Raw genomic sequence first — 26,087 nt, forward strand, 5'->3', positions numbered from 1 at the left:
AAATCACCGCGTACCTCGCCGACCCAGGATCTTCCCTTGAAAAACGCTTTCGCCATTGTAACCCTCTCCGCCTTGCTGTCGGCGTGCGCCCTGGCGCCGCAAAAACAGGCCGAGTCCACCCCCGCGCCGGAGCCTGCCGCCCCCGACAGCGCCACCGCCGTGGTGGAGGCGCCAGCGCCCGTGCCGGAAGTGCTGCCCAATAATGCCCTGACCGGCGACATGCTGTTCCGCATCACCAAGGCCGAGCTCGAATTCAAGCAGGGGCAGTGGCAGGGCGCCTACATCACGATGCTGGCGCTGGCCCAGCAGACCCGCGATCCGCGCCTGGCCCGCCGCGCCGCCGAGATGGCGCTGGCCGCCAAGCAGGGCCAGGAGGCGCTGGCGGCGATCCGCCTGTGGCGCGAACTGGCGCCCGATTCGGACGAGGCGACCCAGTATTTCCTCGGCTTTGCCGTCGTCAACGAAGACTTGAGCGAGGCGGAGGCGATTTTCGCCCAGCGCCTGAAGGCGGCCCCGGCGGCCCAGCGCGGCATGGCGATGATGCAGATGCAGCAATTCATGCTGCGGGCCAAGGATAAGGCGGCCGCGTTCGCGCTGCAGGAGCGCGTGCTGGCGCCCTACGACGACATGCTCGAAAGCCACCTGATCCTGGCGCAGGGCGCCTTCGCCGTCAACGACGCCGAGCGCGCCCGCGCCGAGGCGCAAAAAGCCCAGGCCATCAAGCCAGATTCCGAGCTGGCGGTGCTGACCATGGCGCAGGTCTCCGGCGACATCGACGCCGCCGGCAAGGTGCTGACCGATTTCCTGGAGAAATATCCGAAGGCGCGCGAGGTGCGCGCCGCCTACGCCCGCATCCTGGTCGATTCCAAGCAGCTCGAACCGGCCCGCCAGCAATTCCTGACCTTGCTGAAGGACCAGCCCGACAACATCGCCACCTTGTACGCGTTGGGCGTGATGGCGATGCAGACCAACGATTTGCCCGAGGCGGAGAAATATTTCACGCGTTTCATCACCGTCATGGACGACCATCCGGACGACGAGCGCGACCCGTCCAAGGTGCTGATGATCCTGTCGCAGATCGCAGAGCAGCGCGGCGACGTCGACGGCGCCTACAAGTGGCTGGAGAAAATCGAAGGCGACGACCCCAAGCTGTACCTGGCCGCGCGCATGAAAATGGCGACGCTGACGGCGCGCAAGGGCGATGTCGACGGCGCGCGCAAGCAGCTGGCCACCTTGACGCCGGCCGACCCCGCCGACCAGGCGCAGATCTTCCAGACCGACGCCCAGTTGCTGCGCGACGCCGGCGACACCCGCGCCGCCTACACGGTGCTGGAGAACGCCATCAAGCGCTATCCGGACAATCCAGACCTGCTGTACGACTTCGCGCTGGTGGCGGAAAAACTGGGCAACGTGGAGCTGATGGAAAAAGCGCTGCGCCAGGTGATGATCGCCGCGCCCGACAACCAGCACGCCTACAACGCGCTGGGCTACTCGCTGGCCGAGCGCAACGAGCGCCTGCCGGAAGCCTACGCGCTGATCGACCAGGCGATGAAGATGGCGCCGGGCGATCCGTTCATCATGGACAGCATGGGCTGGGTACAATTCCGCATGGGGAACCTGGACGAGGCGGAATCGCTGCTGCGCCGCGCCTACGCGCTGCGCGCCGATCCGGAGATCGCCGTGCATCTGGGCGAGGTGTTGTTCGTCAAGGGCGACGTCACCGGCGCGCAAAAGATGTGGCAGGAAGCCAAAAGCAAAGATCCCAAGAACGACGCGCTCAAGAATACGCTGGCGCGCCTGAATCAAAACCTGTAACCGATAGCAATCACCACTGATGACGATTTCCATTTCCCGCCGCGCGGCAAGCACGCTGGCGCTGGCCGGCGCGCTTGCGGTGCTGGCCGGCTGCGCCACCACCTCCGCGCCACGCTCGACCACCGCCGTCGCGCCGTACCGCGACACACTCGACCTGGCCGGACGCATCGCCATCAATTACAGCCGGGACGGCAAGCAGGAGTCGCTGAGCGGCAAATTCACCTGGCGGCAAACGGCGGCCAACACCGACGTCACCTTGATCTCGCCGACCGGGCAGACGGTCGCCATCATCAATGTCACGCCGACTGCGGCCACGTTGAAGCGCAGCGGCGAGCCGACCCGCACCGCGTCCGACCTGGATAGCCTGACCCGCCAGACCCTGGGCTGGACCTTGCCGGTCTCCGGCCTGCGCGACTGGCTGCAGGGGTACGCGGTGGCCGCCGACGGCGGCCGCTTCAGCGCCTCGCCGGCCAGCGACACCGTGGTCACCCGCGACGGCTGGAAGCTCGACTACGTGTCGTGGCAGGATGAGTCGGCGGCCGCGCCGCAACCGAAACGCATCGACGTCACCCGCATCGCGCTGGGCCAGCAAGTCGACGACATGTCGATCCGCATCGTGATCGACCCCGCCGCACAATAAAACCATCCTTCACTTCGATGACCAGCCTGAAGAATTGCCCGGCCCCGGCCAAACTGAACCTTTTCCTGCACGTCAACGGCCGCCGTGCCGACGGCTACCACCTGCTGCAAACCGTCTTCCAACTGGTCGACCACGGCGACACCTTGCATTTCACCTTGCGTGACGACGACGCGCTGCGCCGCGTGACGGCGATCGAAGGGGTGCCGGAGGAGGGCGACCTGATCATCCGCGCCGCCAGGCTGTTGCAGGCCGAGGTGCTGCGCCGTACCGGCGCTTTGCCGCGCGGCGTCGATATCGCCATCGACAAGATCCTGCCGATGGGCGGCGGCCTGGGCGGCGGCTCGTCGGACGCGGCCACCACCTTGATGGTATTGAACCATTTGTGGCGCGCCGGTCTAACGAAGGAGGAGTTGATGGCGCTGGGCCTGCCACTGGGCGCGGACATCCCGTTCTTCATCTTCGGCGAAACCGCGTTCGCCGAGGGCGTGGGCGAGGCGCTGCAAGCGGTGAAAGCGCCCGATTGTTGGTATGTCGTCATCGAACCCGGGGTGGCGGTGCCGACTGCGGCAATTTTTTGCTCGGAACATTTGACAAGGAACACACCGCCCGTCATAATAACGGACTTTTCCAGCTACCACGAAAATCAAACTGATTTGAAGGGGTACGGAAGGAACGATTTACAGCAAGTGGCAACGAGTTTGTTCCCGCCGGTAGCAGAGGCGATAGAATGGCTCGGTGCTCACGGTGATGCCAGGATGACTGGTTCCGGTGCTTGTGTATTTTGTGCAGTGGCAACCCAGGCCGACGCCGACGCGGTACTTCAACAAGTGCCGGCCAGGTGGAAAGCATGGAAAGCCCAGGCGCTGACACGGCATCCGCTCACTAAAATGTTGTAGACGGGTAAAAAAAGATTTGGCTTGGCGTGAAATTGGCGATAAAATACTCGCCGTTGTAGCGACAAGCAGTCAGTTGCGTAGGGGAATCGCCAAGCTGGTTAAGGCACTGGATTTTGATTCCAGCATACCAAGGTTCGAATCCTTGTTCCCCTGCCATTCGTTTTCCTTGTGTCACCGTCGAGGCATTAGTCTCCGGCCAAGGCAAGCATCAATGTCCGCGCCCGGCGCGGATCATTCTGAGTACAGCGCCACGCGGCTTCCGCTGGCGACATCAAAAATTTCATCGACTATCTCTGGGACTCCCATGGCTTACGAAAACCTGATGGTTTTTACCGGCAACGCTAATCCTGCGTTGGCAGAAGGAGTCGCAAAAAATCTCGGCATTCCACTCGGCAAGGCAAACGTTTCGAAATTCTCGGACGGCGAAGTGATGGTCGAGATTAACGAGAACGTTCGCGGTAAAGACGTTTTCGTTCTGCAATCGACTTGCGCACCAACCAACGACAGCCTGATGGAGTTGATCCTGATGGTCGACGCGTTGAAACGCGCCTCGGCCGGCCGCATCACCGCCGCCATCCCTTACTTCGGTTACGCCCGCCAGGACCGCCGCCCGCGCTCGGCGCGTGTCGCGATCTCGGCCAAAGTCGTGGCCAACATGCTGGAAAGCGCCGGCGTCGAGCGCGTCCTGATCATGGACCTGCACGCGGACCAGATCCAGGGCTTCTTCGATATCCCGGTCGATAATATTTATGCTTCGCCAATTCTGCTGAGCGATCTGCAGAAGAAGAACTACCAGGACCTGCTGGTGGTGTCGCCGGACGTCGGCGGTGTGGTACGCGCGCGCGCCCTGGCCAAACGCCTGGGCTGCGACCTGGCCATCATCGACAAGCGCCGTCCGAAAGCCAACGTCTCCGAAGTGATGAACATCATCGGCGAAGTCGAAGGCCGCAACTGCGTCATCATGGATGACATGGTCGATACCGCCGGTACCTTGGTCAAGGCGGCGGAAGTGCTGAAAGAGCGCGGCGCCACCAAGGTCGTCGCGTATTGCACCCACGCGGTTCTGTCGGGTCCTGCGATCGAGCGCATCGCCAATTCGTCGCTGGACGAGCTGGTCGTGACCGACACGATTCCGCTGTCCGACGCGGCCCGTGCCTGCGGCAAGATCCGCCAGCTGACCTGCGCGCCGCTGTTGGCCGAGACGTTCAAACGCATCATCAAGGGCGATTCCGTGATCTCCCTGTTTATCGACTGATCGATAAGTAAGCGATAAACGACGCTACTGTTTTTTAGCGGCGCGCGTGGCAAATTTGCCCCGCGCGCCGTTGTACTTCCCGGTTTCATGAGCGCAGTCAGCTCATTTTCGAAGCACCCTGGTCGCGGGGGCTTCATAACACGAGGCGCGAGCCTTGTTATTTTTGGAGTTACACATGAAAGTTGTTGCATTCAAACGCGAATTGCAAGGTTCCGGAGCGAGCCGCCGCCTGCGCAATTCGGGCCAAACCCCAGGCATCATCTACGGCGGTACCGAAGCGCCAGTGACCATCTCGCTGGACCACAACGCGCTGTACCACGCGCTGAAAAAAGAAGCCTTCCACTCGTCGATCCTGGATCTGGAAATCGACGGCAAGACCCAGCAAGTGCTGCTGCGCGACTTCCAAGTCCACGCGTTCAAGCAACTGGTTCTGCACGCTGACTTCCAGCGTGTCGACGCCGGCAAGAAAGTGCACATGAAAGTCGCTCTGCACTTCGCCAACGCCGAAGTGTCGCCAGCGGTCAAGCTGCACGGCGCCACCATCAGCCACGTCGCCAACGAAATCGAAGTGTCGTGCCTGCCGAAAGACCTGCCAGAGTTCATCACCGTCGACCTGACCAACATCGACGTCGGCAACTCGCTGCACATCGACGAACTGACCTTGCCAGCTGGTGTTACCGCTGTTGCCGCCGGCACCAACCTGACCATCGCCACCGCTTCGGTGCCGCCAGGCCACGTGTCGGCCGAAGCCGACGCCGCTGAAGCCGCTCCAGCAGCCGATGCCAAGCCAGCCGCTAAAGCCAAGAAGTAATATTGAACGCCGCAGCGATGCGGCGGCAATGAAGGACCCCCGCTAGCCCAAGGCCGTCGGGGGTTTTTTTTCGTTTGACCGATAATATCGTTTTCCTTGATTGAGCATCCCATGCCCATACGCCTCATCGTCGGCCTCGGCAATCCCGGCGCCGAATACGAACAAACCCGCCACAATGCCGGCTTCTGGCTGGTCGACAACCTCGCCAACGACGTCGGCGCGCGCCTGCAGCGCGAGACCAAATACAACGCGCTGGCCGCCAAGAGCCAGATCGCCGGCCAGGAAGTGTGGCTGCTGGAACCGCAGACGTATATGAACCGCTCCGGACAATCGGTCGGCGGCCTGTGCCGTTTCTTCAAGATCAACCCGGACGAGGTGCTGGTGGTGCACGACGAGCTCGATTTGATGCCGGGTGTCGCGCGCCTGAAGAAGGGCGGCTCGTCGGGGGGCCACAACGGCCTCAAGGACATCACCGCCGCGCTCGGCACGCAGGACTACTGGCGGCTGCGCCTGGGCATCGGCCATCCGCGCACGCTCAGCCTGCAACAGCAGGTGGCCGACTTCGTGCTGCACCGGCCGCGCCGCGAAGACCAGGACCTGATCGAGCAGGCCATCGAAAAATCGCTGCAGGTCATGCCGCTGATCGTCGACGGCAAGTTCGAGGCGGCGACGATGAAACTGCACACAGTCTAAAGCCGGCGCGACGATGGTATGCTGAGGGAATTCTTTCCCTCAGACTAAGGACACCATCAATGAAGCGCTTGCCGATCGCCGCACTCGTAACATCTTTATTGTTGGCCGCCTCCGCGCACGCGCAGGCCCCGGATAGCGGCGCCGTCGCCAAACAGATCGACGGCATGTATCCCAAGCTCGACGTCATCTACAAGGATTTGCACGCGCATCCGGAAGTCGCCTTCCAGGAAGTGCGCACGGCCGCCAAGCTGGCCGCCGAGATGCGCGCCATCGGCTTCGACGTCACCGAGAAAGTCGGCAAGACCGGCATCGTCGCCATCTACAAGAACGGCGCCGGCCCGACGGTGCTGGTGCGCACCGAGATGGACGGCCTGCCGATGGAGGAAAAATCCGGCTTCGCCTATTCCAGCAAGGCCCACGCCACGCTCGACGGCAAGGACACGATGGTCGCCCACAGCTGCGGCCACGACGTCCACATGACGGCCTGGCTGGGCGCCGCGCGCACCCTGGTGGCGATGAAATCGCAATGGAAGGGCACGTTGATGTTCATCGGCCAGCCGGCCGAGGAAATCGTCGCCGGCGCCAAGGCCATGCTCGACGACGGCCTGTTCAAGCGCTTCCCGAAACCGGACTACGCGTTCGCGCTGCACTCGTGGCCGCTGGCCTACGGCACCATCGGCTACAACAGCGGCCCGGTGTCGTCGAACTCGGACGCGATCGAAATCACCTTCAAGGGGCGCGGCGGCCACGGCTCGGCGCCGGACAAGGCGCTCGACCCGATCACCATCGCCGCCCGCTTCGTGGTCGACGTGCAAACGGTCATCAGCCGCGAAAAGGATCCGAAGGAATTCGGCGTGGTGACGATAGGCGCGATCAACGGCGGCAGCGTCGGCAACATCATCCCGGACTCGGTCAAGGTGCGCGGCACCATCCGCACCTACAACCCGCAAGTGCGCGCGAAGATCCTGGCCGGCGTGCGGCGCGTCGCCAACGCCTCGGCCGCGATGGCCGATGCGCCGGCGCCGGACGTGGAGCTGATCACCGGCGGCGCGGCCATCGTCAACAACGATGCGCTGGTCACGCGCACCGAGGGCGTGCTCAAGCAAGCCTTCGGCGACGCCAACGTCGCGCGCATGCCGGCCATGACGGCCAGCGAGGACTTCTCGGTCTACGCCAACGAAGGCATCCCGTCGATGTTCTTCTTCACCGGCGTCTACGATCCGAAGGCGGTGGCCGAGGCGGACAAGCCGGGCGGCAAGCCGATCGCCTTCAACCACTCGCCGTACTACGCGCCGGTGCCGGAGCCGTCGATCAAGACGGCGGCGCAGGCGATGACGTTGGCGGTGCTGAACGTGATGTCCAAATAAATCCTAACCCGCGTGTTTATTTGCTGGCGGCGATCCATTTGTCCACGCGCGCCTCCAGGATCGGCAACGGCAGCGTGCCGTCGCCGATCACCACCTGGTGGAATTTCTGGTAGCTGAATTTGTCGCCCAGCGCCTCCCGCGCCCGCGCGCGCAGCTCCAGGATTTTCAGCGAGCCGATCTTGTAGCTCAGCGCCTGCGCCGGCCACACCATATAGCGCTCGATCTGGTTCCTGGCGCGCGCCTCGCTCCAGCCCAGCGTGTCGGCCAGATAGGCGATCGCCTGCTCGCGGCTCCAGCCCTTGGCGTGCATGCCGGTGTCGACCACCAGGCGCGCCGCGCGCAGCATCTCCGCGTTCAGATGGCCGTAGTAGGCCACCGGATCGTCGTACAGGCCCAGCTCGCGGCCCAGCGTCTCCGAATACAAGGCCCAGCCCTCGGTGTAGGCCGCGCTGTTCGGATTTTCGGTGCTGAACTTGCGGAAGTCCGGCAGGTCCAACTCCTTGAGCAGCGCGCCGTGCAGGTGGTGGCCCGGCACGCCCTCGTGCAGGAACAGGCTGACCATGTCGACCCGGCTGTACTGTTTCGGATCGTTGACCACCGGCCAGAACACGCCGGGGTGCGAGCCGTCCGCCGCCGGCGGCGTGTAGTGGTCGGAGGCGGTCGCGCGCGTCAGCTCCGGTTCCAGATGCAGCTCCATCTGCGCCTTCGGGATCAGGCTGAAGTAGGTCGGCAGCTTGGCCTGCACCGTCGCGTAGAGCGCCCGGTAGGCGTCGAGCACCTGCTCGTCGGTGGTGAAGATCTTGAACTTCTGCTGCGCGGCCATCCACTGCGGCAGCTGCTTTTCCGGGCCGTCGTAGCCCAGCTTGGGCCCCAGCGCCGTCAACTGCTGCTGGATGCGCGCCACTTCCTTCAGGCCCAGCGCGTGCACCGCGTCCGGCGCCAGCGGCAGGTTGGTGCTGTCCTTGATGCGGGCGGCGTACCAGGCGGCGCCGTTCGGCAGCGCGCTCCAGCCGGTGCTGGCGCGGCTGGCCGGCAGGTATTCGTTTTGCAGGAAGTCCACCAGGCGGGTCAGCGCCGGGGCGATCTTGGTGTCGACCGTGTTCAGGTAGGCCGCCGCCAGCCTTTGCTTGTCGGCGGCGGAGAACTGCGCCGGCATGCGCGTGATCGGCGAATAGTAGACGCTCGTCTCCGGCGTGGCCGCGCGCAGGTTCTGGAACTGCGGCAGCATCGCCACCGTGATCGCCTTCGGTTGCACGACGCCGGCGCGGATGCCTTGCTTCATGTTGGCGATGGCCTGGTCTATCCAGGCCGGCAACTGCTTCAGCCGGCCCAGGTAGGCCTGATATTGCGCGACGGTGCCCAGCGGCTGCGAGCCGGTGCCGTCGGCGTAATTGGCCAGGGTGCTGGGGACGTTGTCGAACTGGTTGAGCGGCAGCAGATGCTCCGGGAAGGACTCCAGCTGCATCGCGTTATTGAGTTCGTAGGACAGCAGATCGTAGGTCAACTGGTCTTGCTCGCCGAGCTGGTCGCGCCGCACGGCCATCAACTGCTTTTGCATCTGGCGGTACTGCGTGAACTGGGCGGCGCGCACCGAAGGGGAGATGCTCAGACCGATTTGATCGTTGTAGCGGCTGTCGCCGTTGGCGGTGGCAAACAGCAGCGGATCGAATTTGCAGCGCGCCGCGTGGAACGCCGCCGCCAGTTTCGCCAGTTGCTTCTGGGCCTGGCTGGCCTGGGCGGTCGACGTTTGCGCGGCCTGGGCAGGCAACATGCCGATGCCGGCAAACAGGAGACTGGTGATCAGTACGGAAGTCCGCAACGGGGCGCGGCAGCGAGTGTGGGGCATGGACATTTCCTGGTAAGCAGATAAGCCGCCCATCGGGCGGCTTATCTTGACGTGGTCAATTGTTCGCCAGGAAGTCTAGCACTAAACAATTCACCGGGAAATCGCCCGCCGGCGCGGACGGTCAGTTCGAACGCAGGCCGCCGTCGACCACGCGTACGTCGTCGCCCTGGTGCCACGATGGCTGCTCGGTCTGATGGAACTTGCGCACCGAACCGTCGTTCATGCGCACCACGATGTCATAGCTCTTGCTGGCCTTGACCTTGCCTTCGATCTGGTTGCCGGCGACCGCGCCGCCGATGGCGCCGGCCACGGTGGCCAGTTTGCGGCCGTTGCCGCCGCCAACCTGGTTGCCCAGCAGGCCGCCGACCAGCGCGCCGCCGACCGCGCCGACGCCGCTGCCTTCGGCACGGGTCTCGATTTCGTTGACGGCTTCGATCACGCCGCAGTTGTTGCACACGGCCGGCGCGCTCTTGACCGGGGTGTGCTTGACGACCGGCTTGTCGCGCACGGCTTCACGGACCGGCTCGCGGACTGGTTCGCGGACTTGTTCACGGACCGGTTCGCGCACCTGGTCGCGGTTCGGCGCGGCCGGCGCGGTTTGCTCGACCAGCGGCTGGCCGTTGGGCGCCAGCGACGGGTCCTGATTCTGCGAGTTCGAAGAAGGCAGCCAGCCCATGATGGCGGCGACGCCCACGCCACTGACCAGCACAACGGCGGCCGCGGCGGCCATGATCATCGGATGCAGCTTGGAATTGGATGTGTTATTCATTTTTCTACCTTTTATGTGTTGAGTGGCTTGTTTGACTACAAGCAACTAACGCGCGGCGCGGCGATCCGACTGACGCAGATTTCGTATCAAATGTAAGCAATTGTTCCGAATGGCATGACGACGCCAGGTGTAGACCCCGGTTTTTTTGAAGACTGGGGGCGGGGGAGGTACAATTGATCCTTGAACGCTTTAAATAGCAGGAATATTCAAAAACGCCCGAGTCGGCCGTTTTTCACCAGCCGCTTGCCGGCAACATTTGATTATTAAAGGTTTTCCATGAGTCTCCAATGCGGCATCGTCGGCCTGCCCAACGTCGGCAAGTCCACCCTTTTCAACGCCCTGACCAAAGCCGGCATCCCGGCTGAAAACTATCCGTTCTGCACCATCGAGCCCAACGTCGGCGTGGTCGAGGTGCCGGACCCGCGCATGGCTGCGCTGGCCGCGATCGTCAAGCCCGAGCGCATGGTCAACGCCATCGTCGAATTCGTCGACATCGCGGGCCTGGTCGCCGGCGCGTCGCAGGGCGAGGGCCTGGGCAACCAGTTCCTGTCGCACATCCGCGAAACCGACGCCATCGTCAACGTCGTGCGCTGCTTCGAGGACGACAACGTGATCCACGTGGCCGGCAAGGTCAGCCCGCTGGACGACATCGAAGTCATCCAGACCGAGCTGGCGCTGGCCGACCTGGGCACCGTGGAAAAAGCCATCCACCGCGAAAACAAGAAAGCCCGCTCCGGCGACAAGGACGCGGCCAAGCTGCTGGCCATCATGGAGCGCATCGTGCCGCACCTGAACGAAGCCAAGCCGGTGCGCGCCATGGGCCTGGACGCCGACGAGATGGCCCTGATCAAGCCGCTGTGCCTGATTACCGCCAAGCCGGCCATGTACGTCGCCAACGTCTCCGACACCGGCTTCACGAACAATCCGCTCCTCGACCAGCTGACCGCCTATGCCGCCACCCAGAACGCGCCGATCGTCGCCATCTGCGCCTCGATCGAAGCCGAGATCGCCGACCTGGAAGACGCCGACAAGACCGAGTTCCTGAACGACATGGGCATGGAAGAGCCGGGCCTGGACCGCCTGATCCGCGCCGCCTACAAGCTGCTCGGCCTGCAGACCTACTTCACCGCCGGCGTCAAGGAAGTGCGCGCCTGGACCATCCATATCGGCGATACCGCGCCGCAGGCCGCCGGGGTCATCCACACCGACTTCGAACGCGGCTTCATCCGCGCGCAAACGATCGCCTACGACGATTTCATCCAGTACAAGGGCGAGGCTGGCGCCAAGGAAGTGGGCAAGATGCGCGCCGAGGGCAAGGAATACGTGGTCAAGGATGGCGACGTGCTGAACTTCCTGTTCAACGTCTAACGCTGCCTCGCCACGAAAACAGCCCCGCAAGCTCAGCTTGCGGGGCTGTTTTCGTTTCCGAGATTAATTATTGCTTGCCAAGCTGGTAATTTTTATTGGTAATTTCTCAAAGGAAATGATAGTATTGTTAACAACATCCTTCGGGAGTCCACCAACCATTACGGAAGCTGGCATCAGCTTTTTCGGGAGAAGCAGTTATGGCAGGCAGTAGCAACGTACACGACATTCAAAAACTCTACGTTGCATACCTCGGCCGCCCCGCCGATCCTGTGAGCCTTGCCTACTGGGCAGGCATGGTTGAACAAAACCGCGACGCCATGCTGGCGGCGTTAAAGACCGCCCTGTCCACTTCTGCGGAATTCACGTCGGCATCCGATGGGTTATCCAACGAGGTGGTTGTCGACCAGCTCTACGTGAATTTATATGGCCGTCATGCAGAGAGTGCCAGTCTGTTCTTCTGGACTGGTTTGTTGCAAAGTGGCAAGATGACCCTTGCCGATCTCATTCTCACAGTGGCCGACGGGGCGCAAAACGGCGACTTAATCGCTTTCAATAGCAAGATAGCGGCGGCCGAAGCGTTCACTGCCGAGCTGGATGCGGTAGCTGAAATCAGCGGTTACGCCAACCCGGCCGCCGCCGCATTGGCCAGGGCATACATCACGGCAGTCACGGACCTCGCGTCGCTCGCTGTTGCGCTGGCCGCGTTGCCTGAAGCCGTAGCGCGGGTGACCGGCGCCCCGCTTAACAACGCGGCCACGGGCGCCGTCATCGCCAGCGGCACGGCCATCGAAGGCCAGACTTTGACCGCTTTCCATACCCTTGCCGACGCCGACGGCCTCGGGGCGGTCAGTTACCAATGGAAGGCCGCTGGCGTGGCCATCAATGGGGCGACGTCGGACACCTTCACGCTGACGGCGGCGCAGGTCGGCAAGCCGATCACCGTCACCGCGATCTACACCGATGGACTTGGCACGCGCGAATCGGTCACCAGCAACGTGATCGTGTCGGGCAACGACACGCTGAAGGGCAGCGCCGGAGCCGACCTGCTCGCCGGTGGCGTGGGCGATGACACCTACGTGGTCAACGTCGCCGGCGACGTTGTTGTCGAGAACGCCGGAGAGGGGACCGACCAGGTCAATGTCGCCTATACCGCGGCGGGCACCCACACGCTGGCGGCCAACGTCGAGAACGCGACGGTGACGAGCGCCACGATCGCGGTGAACTTGGTGGGCAACGCGCTCGATAACGTCTTGACCGGCAACGCGGCCGCCAATACGCTGACCGGCAACGCCGGCAATGACACGCTCGATGGCGGCGCAGGCGCCGACAAGCTGGCTGGCGGCAGCGGCAATGATACCTATGTCGTCGATGTGGCCGGCGATGCTGTCACCGAGTTGGCGGGCGAGGGCACGGACAGCGTGCGGACGTCGTTGGCGACCTACACGCTGACGGCCAACGTCGAGAACCTGGCCTACACCGGCGGGGCCGCCTTCACCGGTACCGGCAACGCGCTCGACAACGTTATCACCGGTGGCAATGCCGGCAACAAGCTCGATGGCGGCGCCGGCAACGACAAACTCATCGGCGGCAATGGCGCCGACAATCTGATCGGCGGCCTGGGCGACGACACCTTCATCGGCGCGACCGGCAAGGACATCGTCGACGGCGGCGCCGGCGCCGATCTGCTGCAAGGCCTGGGCAAGTTCAGCGACTATACCGTCACACGGCCGACCGCGACCGACACGGTGCTGACCGACGGCGCGGGCAACGTGATCACCGCGCGCGGCGTGGAAAATTTCGCCTTCGCCGACGGCGACCGGACCTTGGCGCAGGTGCAGGACAACGTTCCCAGCGCCTTGAACGACAGGCTGCATGGCACCGACGGCAACGACGTGCTCAACGGCGGCCTCGGCGTCGACACCTTGAGCGGCGGCCTGGGCGACGACACCTACGTGCTCCTCAACGCGGCAGACGTGGTGCTGGAAAACGCCGGGGAAGGCCTCGACCTGGTGCAGGTGGCGCTGACGGCGGCCGGCACCTACGTGCTGGCGGCCAACGTGGAGGACGCCATCGTGACGGCGGCCGCGGCGGTGGCGGTCAATCTCACCGGCAATGAGCTCAACAACGCCCTGACCGGCAACGCGGCGGCCAATACGCTGACCGGCGGCGCCGGCAACGACACGCTCGATGGCGGCGCCGGCACCGACAAGCTCACCGGTGGCAGCGGCAATGATAGCTATGTTGTCGACGTGGCCGGCGACGTGGTCACCGAGCTGGCCGGCGAGGGCGCGGACAGCGTGCGGACCACGCTGGCGACCTACGCGTTGACAGCCAACGTCGAGAACCTGGCCTACACCGGCGTGGCCGCCTTCACCGGCACCGGCAACGCGTTCGACAACATCATCACCGGCGGCAACGGGAACAACAAGCTCGACGGCGGGGCCGGCAACGACACGCTGACCGGCGGCGCCGGTGCCGACAGCCTGCTGGGTGGCGCCGGCGATGACAGCCTTGACGGCGGGACGGGCAAGGACACCATCGACGGCGGCGACGGCGTCGACGTGCTGCGCGTGGCCGGCAACTGGCGCGAGCTCGGCCGCGCGGGCGACTATACCGTGGGCCGCCCGAACGCGACCGACACCACGCTGACCGACAAGGCTGGCAATGTCATCACCGTGCGCAATGTGGAGAATTTCCTGTTTGACGACCATCTCGTCACGCGCGACGCGCTGATCTACAACATCGCCAGCGTCGGCGACGACAAGTTGTATCCGGACCCGGCCGTCGAGAACGCTGTGCTCGACGGCGGCCCCGGCGCCGACACCATGGAGGGCGGCGGCGACCATAACACCTACATCATCGACAACGTCGGCGACACCATCGTCGAAACCTGGGGCGGCGGCATCGACACCGCGCGTGTCGGCCTGGCGGGGGCGGGCGTGGTCTACACGCTGGGCGACAACGTCGAAAACGGCATCATCACCTCGACGGCGGCGGTCGGCCTGACCGGCAACGCGGTGGGCAACACGCTGACCGGCAATGCCGCGGCCAACACCCTGACCGGCCTCGACGGCGACGACACGCTCGACGGCGGCGCCGGCGCCGATAAGCTGATCGGCGGCCTGGGCGATGATGTCTACATCGTCGCCGACGCCGGCGATACGGTCACCGAGGCGCTGAACGATGGAGTGGACAGCGTGTACGCGTCGGTGGCGACCTATACCATGACGGCCAATGTCGAAAATCTGAGCTATACCGGCAGCGCCGCTTTCAAAGGCACCGGCAATGCGATGTCGAACACGCTCACCGGCGGCGACGGCAACGATACGCTCGACGGCGGCGCCGACGGCGACCGGCTTATCGGCGGCCTGGGCGCCGACAGCTTGCTGGGCGGCGAAGGCGACGACATTTTTATCGCCGGCCCCGGCAGGGACACGGTCGATGGCGGCGACGGCATCGACGAGCTGCGGATCGACGGCTACGCGCGCGACTATGTCGCCACGCGCCCGAACGCGGTCGACACCGTGCTCACCGACAAGACCGGCCACGTGATCGTCGTGCGCAACGTCGAGCAATTCAGCTTTGACGACATGAACCGCTCACTGGATGATGTGCAGTACAACATCGTCAGCCCCGGCGACGACAAGCTGGCTGGCGGCGACGGCAACGACACCATCGACGGCGGGCTCGGCGCCGACACCATGAGCGGCGGCGAGGGCGACGATACCTACATGGTCGACAACGCCGGCGACGTCATCTTCGAGCGCATCAGCGCCGGGATCGACACGGCGCTCGTCGCGCTGACCACACCGGGCGGCCACGTGCTGGCCGAAAATGTCGAAAACGGCACCATCACCTCCAAGGCCGCCATCAACCTGACCGGCAACGACCTCGACAACCTGCTGACCGGCAATGCCGCCGTCAATACGTTGACCGGCGGCGCGGGCGCCGATACGCTCGACGGCGGCGCCGGCGCCGACAAGCTGATCGGCGGCATCGGCGACGACGTCTACCTCGTCGCCGATGCCGGCGACACGGTCACCGAAAACGCCGACGAGGGCTGGGACCACGTGCGCGTGTCGGTGGCGACGTACACGCTGAGCGCCAACGTCGACGTGCTGACCTACACCGGCACCGGCGCCTTCACCGGCACCGGCAATGGATTGAACAACACCATGGTCGGCGGCAACGGCGGCAACAAGCTCGACGGCGCTGGCGGCGACGATCTGCTGCGCGGCGGCACCGGCAACGACAGCCTGAGCGGCGGTCTCGGCGAGGACCAGTTCCAGGGCTTCTTCGGCAAGGACACCATCGACGGCGGCGACGGCGTCGACACGCTGGTGCTCTACGGCGCCATGGACGAATACACGGTCTCGCGCCCGCAAGGGACCGATGTCGTCTTCACCGACCGCAACGGCCACAGCGCCACCGTGCGCAATGTCGAGAACGTGTCGACCTTCTCCGGCGACTTTACGATGGCGCAGGTGCTGTTCAATGTCGCCAGCCCCGGCGCCGACGTGCTCGGCGGCACCGACGGCGACGACACGATCGACGGCGTCGCCGGCGCCGACACGATGTCCGGCGGCGCCGGCAACGACACCTACATCATCGTCGACAAGGCCAGCCAGATCGTCGAGCAACAGTTCATGGGCATCGACACCGCGCGCGTGGCGCTGACGACGGCCGGCGCCGTCTATACGCTGGCTGACAACGTGGAGGCCGGCATCATCACGTCCACGGCGGCCCTCAACCTGACCGGCAACGCACTCCACAACGCACTGACCGGCAACGCCGCCGCCAACACGCTGACCGGCGGCGCCGGCAACGACACCTTGGCCGGCGGCGCCGGCAACGACAAGCTGATCGGCGGCGCCGACGACGACACCTACGTGGTGACCGAGGCGGGCGACGTCGTCACCGAGCTGGCCGGCGAAGGCGACGACATTGTCGACACCACCTTGGCGACCTATACCCTGGCCGCCAACGTCGAGACGCTGAACTACACCGGCAAGGTGGCCTTCAGCGGCACCGGCAACGCGCTGGACAACGCCATCACCGGCGGCGCCGGCAACGACAAGCTCGACGGCGGCGCCGGCAACGACACGCTCACCGGCGGCGCCGGCCACGACAGCCTGCTCGGCGGCGCCGGCAACGACCAGTTCGACGCCGGCACCGGCAAGGACACCATCGACGGCGGCCTCGGCATCGATACCGTGGCGGTGGGCGGCTACTCGTTCGACTACACCGTCACCCGCCCGAACGCCACCGACACCGTGCTGACCGACGCCGGCGGCACCGCGCTGGTACTGCGCAACGTCGAGGCGGTGAGCTTCTGGGACACGTCCTTCAGCATCGCGGAACTGCAGTACAACATCGCCACCGTCGGCAACGACCACTTGTACGGCCACGTCTACGACTACGCCGACCTGATCGATGGCGGCGCCGGCGTCGACACGCTCGAGGGCTACGGCGGCGACGACACGTATGTGATCGCCGACGCCGCCAGCGTGGTGCTGGAGGAGGCCGGCGCCGGACAAGACCTGGTGCGGGTGGCGCTGACCAAGGCCGGCACCTACACCCTGGCCGACAACGTCGAGGACGCCACGGTGACGGCGGCCGCGTCGATTGCCGTCAATCTGACCGGCAACGCGCTTGACAACTGGTTGACCGGCAACGCCGCCGCCAACACGCTGCTCGGCGGCGCCGGCAACGACACCCTCGACGGCGGTCTCGGCAACGACATGCTGCGGGGCGGCGCGGGCGATGACCTGTACCACGTGGGCCAAGGCGGCGACACCGTCACCGAACTGGCGAACGAGGGCGTGGACACGGTTGTCACCACCCTGGCCAGCTACACCCTCGGCGCCCAGCTGGAGATCCTGGAATACGACGGCACGGCGGCGTTTTCCGGCACCGGCAACGCGCAGGCCAACCTGATCCTGGCCGGCGACGGCGGCTCCAGACTGGACGGCGGCGCCGGCGACGACGTGCTCGCCGGCGGCCGCGGCAACGACAATCTGCTGGGCGGCGCCGGCAACGACGCCTTCTTCAGCGGCGCCGGCAAGGACAGCGTCGACGGCGGCGCCGGCAGCGACCGCTTGAGCGCGCTGGATTACTTCGGCAACTACACGGTGACCCGTCCAAACGCCACCGACGTGCTGCTGACGCATCGTTCGGGGGCGACGGTCATCGTGCACGACGTCGAGTTCTTCGATTTCGCCGACGCCACGCTGACCCTGGAGGAGCTGCGCGAAAACATCGCCAGTCCAGGTGACGACCTGATGCATGGCAGCTTGGCGGCCGACACGCTTGACGGCGGCCTGGGCAACGATACCCTGACCGGCGGCGATGGCGATGACAGCTATCTGTTGTCGGCGCCCGGCGACGTCATTGTCGAAATGGCGGGCGAAGGCCTCGATCTGGCGGTGCTGGACTTCGCGGCGGCCGGTACCTATACGATGGCCGACAATGTCGAGCAGGTCGTCATGACCACGACGGCCGGCGTGGCGATCAATGTCGTCGGCAACGCGCTGGACAACTACATCGGCGGCAACGCCGGGGCGAACAACCTGGCCGGCGGCGCCGGCAACGACGTGCTGGCCGGCGGCGCCGGGATCGACACGCTCGCCGGCGGCAGCGGCGACGACGAGTACCAGGTGGCCGAGACCGGCGACGTGATCGTCGAGCAGGCCGGCGACGGCATCGACCACGTCTTCAGCAAGGCGGCCGTCTATACGCTGAGCGCCAATGTCGAGCGCTTGATCTTCGACGGCACCGGCGCCTTCACCGGCACCGGCAACGCCGACGCCAACCAGTTGTTCTCCGGCAGCAGCAACGCGGCCAAACTGGACGGCGGTGCCGGCAACGACACCCTGGTCGGCGGCGCCGGCAACGACAGCCTGACCGGCGGCCTGGGCGACGATCAATTGCAGGCCAGCGGCGGACGCGACACGCTCGACGGCGGCGCCGGCTTCGACATCGCCTACGGCCTGGGCGCGTTCTCCGGCTACAAGGTCACGCGCCCGACCGCCACCGACACCGTGTTGACCGACGCCAGCGGCGTGGCGGTCACGGTGCGCGGCATCGAGCACTTCTACTTCGACGGCGTCGGCATGACCCTGGCGCAGGTGCAGAATAATTCCGGCGGGGTCGGCAACGACATCATCACCGGCACCGACGCCGACGACGTGCTCGACGGCGGTGTCGGCGCCGATTTCATGTTCGGCGGCGGCGGCGACGATATCTACATGGTCGACAACGTCGGCGACGTGGTGGCCGAAATTGCCGGCGAGGGCCTGGACCAGGCCCGGGTCACGCTGGCTGCGGGCACTTACGTGCTGGGGGCGAACGTCGAGCAAGCCAGCATCATGTCGACCGGGGCGGTGAACCTGACCGGCAACGCGTCGAACAACCTGCTGGTCGGCAACGCGGCCAGCAACCGCCTGACCGGCGGCGAAGGCAACGACACGCTCGACGGCGGCGCCGGCAACGACGTCCTGGCCGGCGGCCTCGACGGCGATCTGTACCTGGTCGGCGAGACCGGCGATGTGATCACCGAGCTGGCCGACGGCGGGTACGACGTGGTGCTGACCACGGCCGCCGCCTACACGCTGGGGGCCAACGTCGAAGCGATGACCTATGTGGGCGCGGGCGCCTTCACCGGCATCGGCAACGCGCTGGAGAACCGCATCGACGGCGGCGACTTCGGTAACAAGCTCGACGGTGGGGCCGGCAACGATATCCTCGATGGCGGGCGCGGCAACGACAGCCTGGCCGGCGGCGCGGGCCACGACCAGTTGTTCGCGTCGGAGGGCGCGGACACCCTCGATGGCGGCGCCGGCGACGACGTCGCGCAAATGTCGGGCGACTTTTCCGATTACATGGTCTCGCGGCCGACCGCCACCGATGTCGTGCTGACCGATCGCGCCGGCAACGCCACCACCTTGCGCAACATCGAAACAGTGGTGTTCATCGCCACCCCGATGACGGTGGAACTGCTTAAAGTGAGCGGCAATGTGGCCACCACCGGCAACGACAACCTGTACGGCCCTGGCGGCGACAACATCATCGACGGCCTGGCCGGCAACGACACCATGGCCGGCGGCGCCGGCAACGACATCTATGTCGTCAGCGCGCCGGGCGACGTCATCGTCGAGTCCTGGCTCGACGGCACCGACCAGGTCAACGTGGGCTTCACCGCCGCCGGCACCTACGTGCTGTCCGAGAACGTCGAGAACGCCACCGTGACGGCGGCGGCCGGCATCGCCGTCAACGTGACCGGCAACGCCGAATACAATGTGCTGATCGGCAACGCGGCGGCCAACACCCTGATCGGCGGCGCCGGCAACGACACGCTCAACGGCGGCGCCGGGGCCGACAGCCTGGTCGGCGGCGACGGCGACGATTACTACGTGGTCGACGCCGCCGGCGACAAGGTGGTCGAAGCGCTCGACGGCGGCACCGACCGCGTCGACACTTCGCTGGCCAGCCACACGCTGGCGGCCAACGTCGAGAACCTGCGCTACACCGGCGCGGCGGCCTTCACCGGCACCGGCAACGCGCTGGGCAACACCATCCAGTCCGGCGCCGGCAACGACGTGCTCAACGGTGGAGCGGGCGACGATGTGCTGACCGGCGGCGCCGGCGACGACAAACTGACCGGCGGCGCCGGGGCCGATACCTTCGTGCTCAACAGCCTGGCCGGCACCGACACGATCGCCGACTTCGTCTCCGGCACCGACCATCTCGCGCCGAACCTGGCCGCGCTGGCGGTGGGCAATGGCGACCTGACGCTCGACGGCGCCGACACGCGCGACGCGCCGGGCGGGTTCGCGCGCGGGTCCGAGCTGGTGCTGTTCAGCCAGGGCGCGGCCGGCGCCGGCGCCGCCAACGCGGCGGCGGCGATCGGCTCGGCGAGCGCCGCCTACGCGGTCGGCGAGACGGCGCTGTTCGCGGTCTCGACCGGTACCGCCACCACCTTGTATCTGTTCAAGTCGGGCGACGAGGACGCGATCGTGTCGGCCACGGAACTGACGCAGGTGGCGGTGTTGACCGGCACGCCGACGATGACGCTGGCCGATTTCCTGATCTAAGGGGCCGGGATACGGAAAGCTGGCGTGGTCTGAAACACTTGGGGTGGATTAGCGGGCGAGGCCCGCCAATCCGCCGGGGGGCCATCGAAAGAGCGTCCTCCTGCCGGAGGACTTAAGAGCGCAGCTTAAGCGGCCAATGCACGAGTCGTCGAGACGCGTGCATTGGCCGGTGAGAGGTCGCTCAAGCCCGCACGAAATCCAGCAGTGCCGGCAGGCACCGCCGCTGCAGGTCGTAGCGCTCGACGACTGTTTGCCGCGCCGCGTCGCGCAGCCCTTGCAGGCTGTCGCGCCGCTCCAGCGCGTCGGCCACGGTGGCCGCCAGCGCCTCGTGGTCGAAGAAGTCGACCAGCAGGCCATTGCGGCCGTGTTCGATCATTTCGCGCACCGGCGCCGTGTCCGAGGCGACGATCAGGCAGCCGCAGCTCATCGCCTCCATCAGCGACCACGACAGCACGAACGGATAGGTCAGATAGGTGTACACCGCCGCCACCTGCATCAATTGCGTCAGCACCGCGTGCGGCACCTTGCCGACGAAATGCACGCGGTCGCCATCGATGTGGTCGGCCACCTCGTCGCGGAAAATCTGCTTCCAGGTCTGGCCCGTGGGCGGGCGGGCGCCGTAGCTGACGCCGTCGCCGCCGACGATGACCACGCGCGCGTTGGGCCGGCGCCTGAGCAGTTCCGGCAGCGCGCGCATGAAGATGTGATAGCCCCGATACGGTTCCAACTGGCGCGCCACGAACACCACCACCTCGTCGCCGGCCCGCAAGGTCAGGCCGGCCGAGCGCAGTTGCACCGAAGCGCGGGCATCGGGCCGGAAGCGCCCGGTGTCGATGCCGTCGTGGATCACCGTGATGCGCTCGCGGAACCAGTCCGGATGGCGGTCGCGCTGGAACGTGGTCGGCGACAAGGCGCCGTCGGCCGCCGACATCGCGTGCAGCAGATGGGTGTTGCGCAGCCTGAGCCGCTGCGCCGCCGCAGCGCCCGGCCGCGAGAACTCGGGATCGAAGAACGAGTCGCCGCCCTCGGCCTGGTAGTAGTATTCGGCGTAGATCAGCAGTTTGGCCTCGGGGAACACGTCCTTGACGAACAAGGCCTCGCCCCAGCCCGGATGGACGAAGACCACGTCCGGCGCGAAACCCTGGTCCTTGAGCGTTTGCAGCGCGGCGGCGGCCGACTCGCCGCGCAGCACCTTGCCGTGCAAGTCCTGCCATTGCGGCGGCGCCGCCGCGCGGTCGGCCGGCCCGTCGACCGCATGGCGCACGTAGCGCACGCCGGGTGTGGCGACCGCCGGCTCGCACATGCCGAGGCCGACCACCTCGTGTCCCTGCGCCGCCAGCGCCGGCGCCAGATGCCGGAACTGGCCGGGGAAATTCTGGTGGATGAACAGATATTTGTGGCGTGCTTGCAAGACGTGACCTCTATGTGGGAACAGCCGGCTGTCGATATGATTGCCAGTATACATTGCCGCCAATCACTGTGACCCGTCCGGTCGCCCGCGCGGTTCGCCGTGCGCCGCCCGTTGTTGGGTATAATCGTTGCATTATCCGCTCGCCGGGCCGCCGCGTTTGCGTTCCGCACCCGCCTCATTCCCTCACTAGAAAAAAATTACTCTTCATGGCTTCTTCCAACGATAACGTCAGCATGGCGCTGTTCTGCGATTTTGAAAACGTGGCGCTCGGTGTGCGCGACGCCAATTACGACAAGTTCGACATCAAGCCGGTGCTGGAGCGTTTGCTGCTCAAGGGCAGCATCGTGGTCAAGAAGGCGTATTGCGACTGGGACCGCTACAAGGCGTTCAAGGCGCCTATGCACGAGGCCAACTTCGAGCTGATCGAGATCCCGCACGTGCGCCAGTCGGGCAAGAATTCGGCCGACATCCGCATGGTCGTCGACGCGCTCGACTTGTGCTACACCAAGTCGCACGTCGACACCTTCGTCATCATCTCGGGCGATTCCGATTTTTCGCCGCTGGTGTCGAAGCTGCGCGAAAACGCCAAGAAGGTGATCGGCGTCGGCGTCAAGCAGTCGACCTCCGACCTGCTGGTGGCCAACTGCGATGAATTCATTTTCTACGACGACCTGGTGCGCGAGAGCCGCCGCGCCAAGCGCGACGCCGGCGAGGCCAACAAGCCGGCCGTCAAGCGTTCGCCGGAAGAGGAGCGCGGCCGCCGCGAAGAGATGGACAAGCGCCGCAACCAGGCGGTGGAAATCGCCGTCAACACCTTCGAGGCGCTGGTGCTCGAACGCGGCGACAGCGGCAAGATCTGGGCCTCCGTGCTGAAGGAGGCGATCAAGCGCCGCAAGCCGGACTTCAGCGAATCCTATTATGGCTTCCGCACCTTCGGCAACCTGATCGAGGAATGCAAGGCGCGCGGCCTGCTCGAGTTCGGCCGCGATGAGAAATCCGGCGCCTACGTCTACCGCAGCAGCGGCTCGTCCAACGGCGCGATGCAGGGCGCGGGCGAAACGCAGGCGTCCGACAACGCCGGGGCCGAGGCGCAGGAAGGCGGCAAGCAGGAATCGCGCCGCAGCCGCGGCCGCGGCCGCACCGCCGCCGAACGCTTCGCCGAACGCCAGGCCGAGCGGCTGGCGCAGCAGGCGCGCGCGGGACAGGACGCCGACGACCAGAACGCCGACGACGCGGACGAGGCCGCGCCGGTGGTGGAGGCCTATGCCGCGTGGCAGACCGCGCCGGAACCAGCGTCCGACCAGTCCGACGAGCCGGAAGCGCAGCCATCGGCCCAGCCGGAATCGGACCGCGGTCGCGGCCGTGGACGCGGCAATCGTGGCGGCCGCAAGCAGGGCGAGCGCCAGGGCCAGGGCGGCGTGGCCGCCGCCGAGGCGCCTGTTGTTACGGAAATGACCGAGATGGCGGCCGGCCTGCCGGCTTCATCGTCGGTTGCCGAGGCGTACGATGAAGTGGTCCAGGCCGCGCCGGCGGAAGCGGTCGCGCCGGTCCCGGTGAAAAAGAAAAGCGGCGCCAAGCCGCCGGCGCGCAAGGTCAAGGCCGCGGCCAAGCCGCAGCCCGAGGAGGGCAAGCCGGCCAAGGGCGGCAAAGGCGGCAAGGGGCGCGCCGCCACCGCTGCCGAGCCGGTCGCGATCGCCGTGGAAGCGGCGCCGGTGGCGGCCGAGGCCGAAGCCGCCCCGGCCAAGCCCGCCAAGCCGCGCGCGCCGCGCAAGCCACGCGCGCCCAAGGCCGTCGCCGAGTCCAACGAGTAAACGAGTAGGACCGGGCAAGGGGCGGCTGCGGATCGTATAATGACAACGTTACGATCTTATTAACCAGCGCGGCGGATGCCGCCCATAAAGGTAGCCGCCTCATGCCCATCCTTTCCGCCCTCACGCTGTATCCGATCAAATCCTGCGCCGGCGTGGCCTTGCAGGACGCCACGCTGACCACGGCGGGGTTGATGACCGAGCAGATCTACGACCGCGAATGGATGGTCGTCGACGAGGACGGCGTGTGCATGACGCAACGCGAGCACCCGCGCATGGCGCTCATCACTCCTACGCTGAAAGCCAACACGCTGGAGCTGCGCGCGCCCGGCATGCTGCGCCTGGAAATTCCGCTCGGCCTGCCCGATCCCGACCTGGCGCCGACCCTGTCCACGCAAATCTGGGACCACACCATCCTCGCTTACGACTGCGACGACCTGACGGCCGAATGGTTCACCAAGGCAATCGGCGTGCCGTGCCGCCTGGCGCGCTTCCACGCCAACGCCACCCGCGCCGTCAGCGAGACCTGGACCAAGGGCGTGCCGGCCACCACCTTGTTCTCGGACGGCTATCCGATCCTGGTCGTGGGCCAGTCGTCGCTGGACGACCTCAACGACAAGCTGTGCCGCGCCGGCCGCGAGGCGATCCCGATGAACCGCTTCCGGCCCAACCTCGTCATCGGCGGCATCGAAGCCTTCGAGGAGGATTACGCCGAGTCGTTCCAGATGGGCGACGCGCTGCTCAAACCGGTCAAACCGTGCCCGCGCTGCCCGATGCCGTCGATCGACCAGGCCACCGGCGTGTTCGGCCCCAACCCGCTCGATATCATGCAGGGCTACCGCGCCAAGCCCGAGCTCGACGGCGCGGTGTGCTTCGGCATGAACAGCATCCTGATCACCGGCGACGGCCAACGCGTGCGCGTCGGCCAGGAAATCGTCGTTACACTGGCGTTTTAATGCACTTGGACGGCCCGGGGGCATTCCCAAGCGGCACAACTTGGCGTAATGTTGCAATGACATGAAACCGGGTGAACAGTAAGGGCAACTATGACGCAAACCGCAACTGGCAAAGTAACGACGCCGACCGACCACGCCGCGCGCGCGAACGATCTGGCGGCCGAAAACCAGGCTTTGCGGGCACGCATGGCTTACCTGCTGGAACAGGCCGAACGCAACCACTCGATCATGACGCGCCACCAGGCGTTCGACCTGAACATCGTCGGCGCGGCCAATTTCCCCGAGCTAGTCGGCACCATCTTCAGCGTGCTGCCGGTGATCTCCGAGCTCGACAGCGTGACCCTGACCCTGGTCGACGAGGGCGCCGACATCCGCGAGGTCATGCTCAAGCTCGACGTGGTGTTCGCCGATTTTCCCGACCTGATCTTCGTCGAGGAGCTCGACGGCCTCGGTTTCGACCTGGGCCAGCGCGGCCCGGGCGCGCCGCCGCCCAAGCCGCTGTTGGGCATGTACGACGCGCGGCGCCACGCGCGGCCGTTCCCGAACGCGCCGGCCGGGCTGCAAAGTGTGGCGCTGGTGCCGCTGCTGCGTAACAAAAGGGTCATCGGCAGCCTGAACCTGGGCAGCCGCGATCCGACCCGTTTCACCCCCAGCCTGGGCACCGACTTCATCGAGCACATGGCGTCGATCATCGCCATCTGCCTGGAAAACGTCATCAGCAACGAGATGCTCAAGTACATCGGCCTGACCGACTCGCTGACCGGCGTCTACAACCGCCGCTACATCGACCGCCGGCTGCTCGAGGAGATCGCCCGCGCGCGGCGCCAGTCGTATCCGATCTCGTTCATGTACATCGACATCGACCACTTCAAGCGCGTCAACGACACCGTCGGTCACGGCGGCGGCGACGAGGTGCTGCGCGAGGTGGCCACCCGCATCAAGAACGAGTTGCGCGCCTCGGACGCGCTGGCCCGCTTCGGCGGCGAGGAGTTCGTGGTGCTGCTGATCGACGCCAACCTGGAGAGCGCCGCCTTCGTGGCCGAGCGCATCCGGTCGAGCGTGGCCGGCACGATGATCGCGCTGTCGCCGGCGCTGCAACTGTCGGTGACGGTGTCGATCGGCGTCGCCTGCCTCAATCCCGGCGACGCCGAGGGCGACCCGGCCGCCGTGGCGCGCGACTGGATCGCCCAGGCCGACACCTTGCTGTACGTGGCCAAGGAGGCGGGCCGCAACCGCGTGGTCAGCGTGCCGCCGGCCACCCCCGAGCGCCTTTCCGAATGATAGTTGTGGCAATATTGCAATTCCCTTAAAGTTTACTTGCGGAAACCTCCTGGTGTAACTAGTATTGGGTTGCCAAATG

The 26,087-nt window shown here is 65.8% G+C and carries 15 protein-coding genes and 1 tRNA gene; 13 read left to right on the forward strand and 3 right to left on the reverse strand.

The window, feature by feature from the left end:
• The first annotated feature begins 36 nt into the window (after positions 1–36).
• The 8 genes from MRBLMU1_RS31425 (at position 37) to MRBLMU1_RS31460 (ending at position 7,477) form a co-directional block, all read left to right on the forward strand.
• Entirely contained in the window at positions 37–1,815 is a 1,779-nt protein-coding gene (locus tag MRBLMU1_RS31425; protein WP_363510308.1) for a tetratricopeptide repeat protein, read from the forward strand.
• A gap of 19 nt (positions 1,816–1,834) precedes the next feature.
• The gene (locus MRBLMU1_RS31430) at positions 1,835–2,455 is read left to right on the forward strand and encodes an outer membrane lipoprotein LolB (RefSeq protein WP_363510310.1); all 621 of its coding nucleotides are present in this window, start codon (positions 1,835–1,837) and stop codon (positions 2,453–2,455) included.
• A 17-nt stretch (positions 2,456–2,472) separates the two neighbouring features.
• A complete protein-coding gene (gene ispE, locus MRBLMU1_RS31435) occupies positions 2,473–3,351 on the forward strand; it encodes a 4-(cytidine 5'-diphospho)-2-C-methyl-D-erythritol kinase (RefSeq protein ID WP_363510313.1) in 879 nt (292 codons plus the stop codon).
• 79 nt (positions 3,352–3,430) lie between these two features.
• Positions 3,431–3,507: transfer RNA gene (locus MRBLMU1_RS31440), tRNA-Gln, on the forward strand.
• Between the two features lie 148 nt (positions 3,508–3,655).
• Entirely contained in the window at positions 3,656–4,606 is a 951-nt protein-coding gene (locus MRBLMU1_RS31445; RefSeq protein ID WP_090326037.1) for a ribose-phosphate pyrophosphokinase, read from the forward strand.
• 175 nt (positions 4,607–4,781) lie between these two features.
• Positions 4,782–5,417: a 50S ribosomal protein L25/general stress protein Ctc gene (locus MRBLMU1_RS31450; RefSeq protein WP_090326040.1), complete on the forward strand. Its 636-nt coding sequence runs from the start codon at positions 4,782–4,784 to the stop codon at positions 5,415–5,417.
• Between the two features lie 111 nt (positions 5,418–5,528).
• Positions 5,529–6,110, forward strand: a complete 582-nt coding sequence (pth, locus tag MRBLMU1_RS31455; RefSeq protein ID WP_363510317.1) for an aminoacyl-tRNA hydrolase — start codon at positions 5,529–5,531, stop codon at positions 6,108–6,110.
• 59 nt (positions 6,111–6,169) lie between these two features.
• The gene (locus MRBLMU1_RS31460) at positions 6,170–7,477 is read left to right on the forward strand and encodes an amidohydrolase (protein ID WP_363510320.1); all 1,308 of its coding nucleotides are present in this window, start codon (positions 6,170–6,172) and stop codon (positions 7,475–7,477) included.
• 16 nt (positions 7,478–7,493) lie between these two features.
• Here MRBLMU1_RS31460 and MRBLMU1_RS31465 read toward each other — a convergent pair whose 3' ends face one another.
• Both MRBLMU1_RS31465 and MRBLMU1_RS31470 read right to left on the reverse strand, forming a co-directional pair.
• A complete protein-coding gene (locus MRBLMU1_RS31465) occupies positions 7,494–9,323 on the reverse strand; it encodes a DUF885 domain-containing protein (protein WP_363510323.1) in 1,830 nt (609 codons plus the stop codon).
• A gap of 121 nt (positions 9,324–9,444) precedes the next feature.
• Positions 9,445–10,092 (reverse strand): glycine zipper 2TM domain-containing protein, encoded by a 648-nt coding sequence (locus tag MRBLMU1_RS31470; RefSeq protein WP_363510326.1) that lies wholly within the window; start codon positions 10,090–10,092, stop codon positions 9,445–9,447.
• A gap of 276 nt (positions 10,093–10,368) precedes the next feature.
• Between MRBLMU1_RS31470 and ychF the strand changes: the two genes are divergently transcribed.
• Both ychF and MRBLMU1_RS31480 read left to right on the forward strand, forming a co-directional pair.
• Positions 10,369–11,460, forward strand: coding sequence for a redox-regulated ATPase YchF (gene ychF / locus MRBLMU1_RS31475; protein ID WP_363510329.1), 1,092 nt, complete (start codon positions 10,369–10,371; stop codon positions 11,458–11,460).
• Between the two features lie 293 nt (positions 11,461–11,753).
• Positions 11,754–20,552: a DUF4214 domain-containing protein gene (locus MRBLMU1_RS31480; RefSeq protein ID WP_363510332.1), complete on the forward strand. Its 8,799-nt coding sequence runs from the start codon at positions 11,754–11,756 to the stop codon at positions 20,550–20,552.
• A 181-nt stretch (positions 20,553–20,733) separates the two neighbouring features.
• Here MRBLMU1_RS31480 and MRBLMU1_RS31485 read toward each other — a convergent pair whose 3' ends face one another.
• Positions 20,734–21,963, reverse strand: a complete 1,230-nt coding sequence (locus MRBLMU1_RS31485) for a glycosyltransferase (protein WP_363510335.1) — start codon at positions 21,961–21,963, stop codon at positions 20,734–20,736.
• Between the two features lie 206 nt (positions 21,964–22,169).
• Between MRBLMU1_RS31485 and MRBLMU1_RS31490 the strand changes: the two genes are divergently transcribed.
• The 3 genes from MRBLMU1_RS31490 (at position 22,170) to MRBLMU1_RS31500 (ending at position 26,008) form a co-directional block, all read left to right on the forward strand.
• Complete coding sequence (locus MRBLMU1_RS31490) at positions 22,170–23,774, forward strand: NYN domain-containing protein (RefSeq protein ID WP_363510337.1); 1,605 nt, start codon at positions 22,170–22,172, stop codon at positions 23,772–23,774.
• A gap of 101 nt (positions 23,775–23,875) precedes the next feature.
• Positions 23,876–24,727, forward strand: a complete 852-nt coding sequence (locus MRBLMU1_RS31495) for an MOSC domain-containing protein (protein ID WP_363510340.1) — start codon at positions 23,876–23,878, stop codon at positions 24,725–24,727.
• A gap of 90 nt (positions 24,728–24,817) precedes the next feature.
• A complete protein-coding gene (locus MRBLMU1_RS31500; RefSeq protein WP_363510343.1) occupies positions 24,818–26,008 on the forward strand; it encodes a GGDEF domain-containing protein in 1,191 nt (396 codons plus the stop codon).
• The last annotated feature ends 79 nt before the right edge of the window (positions 26,009–26,087 follow it).

It is taken from the genome of Burkholderia sp. LMU1-1-1.1, from assembly GCF_040675865.1.
Taxonomy (GTDB): domain Bacteria; phylum Pseudomonadota; class Gammaproteobacteria; order Burkholderiales; family Burkholderiaceae_D; genus Rugamonas.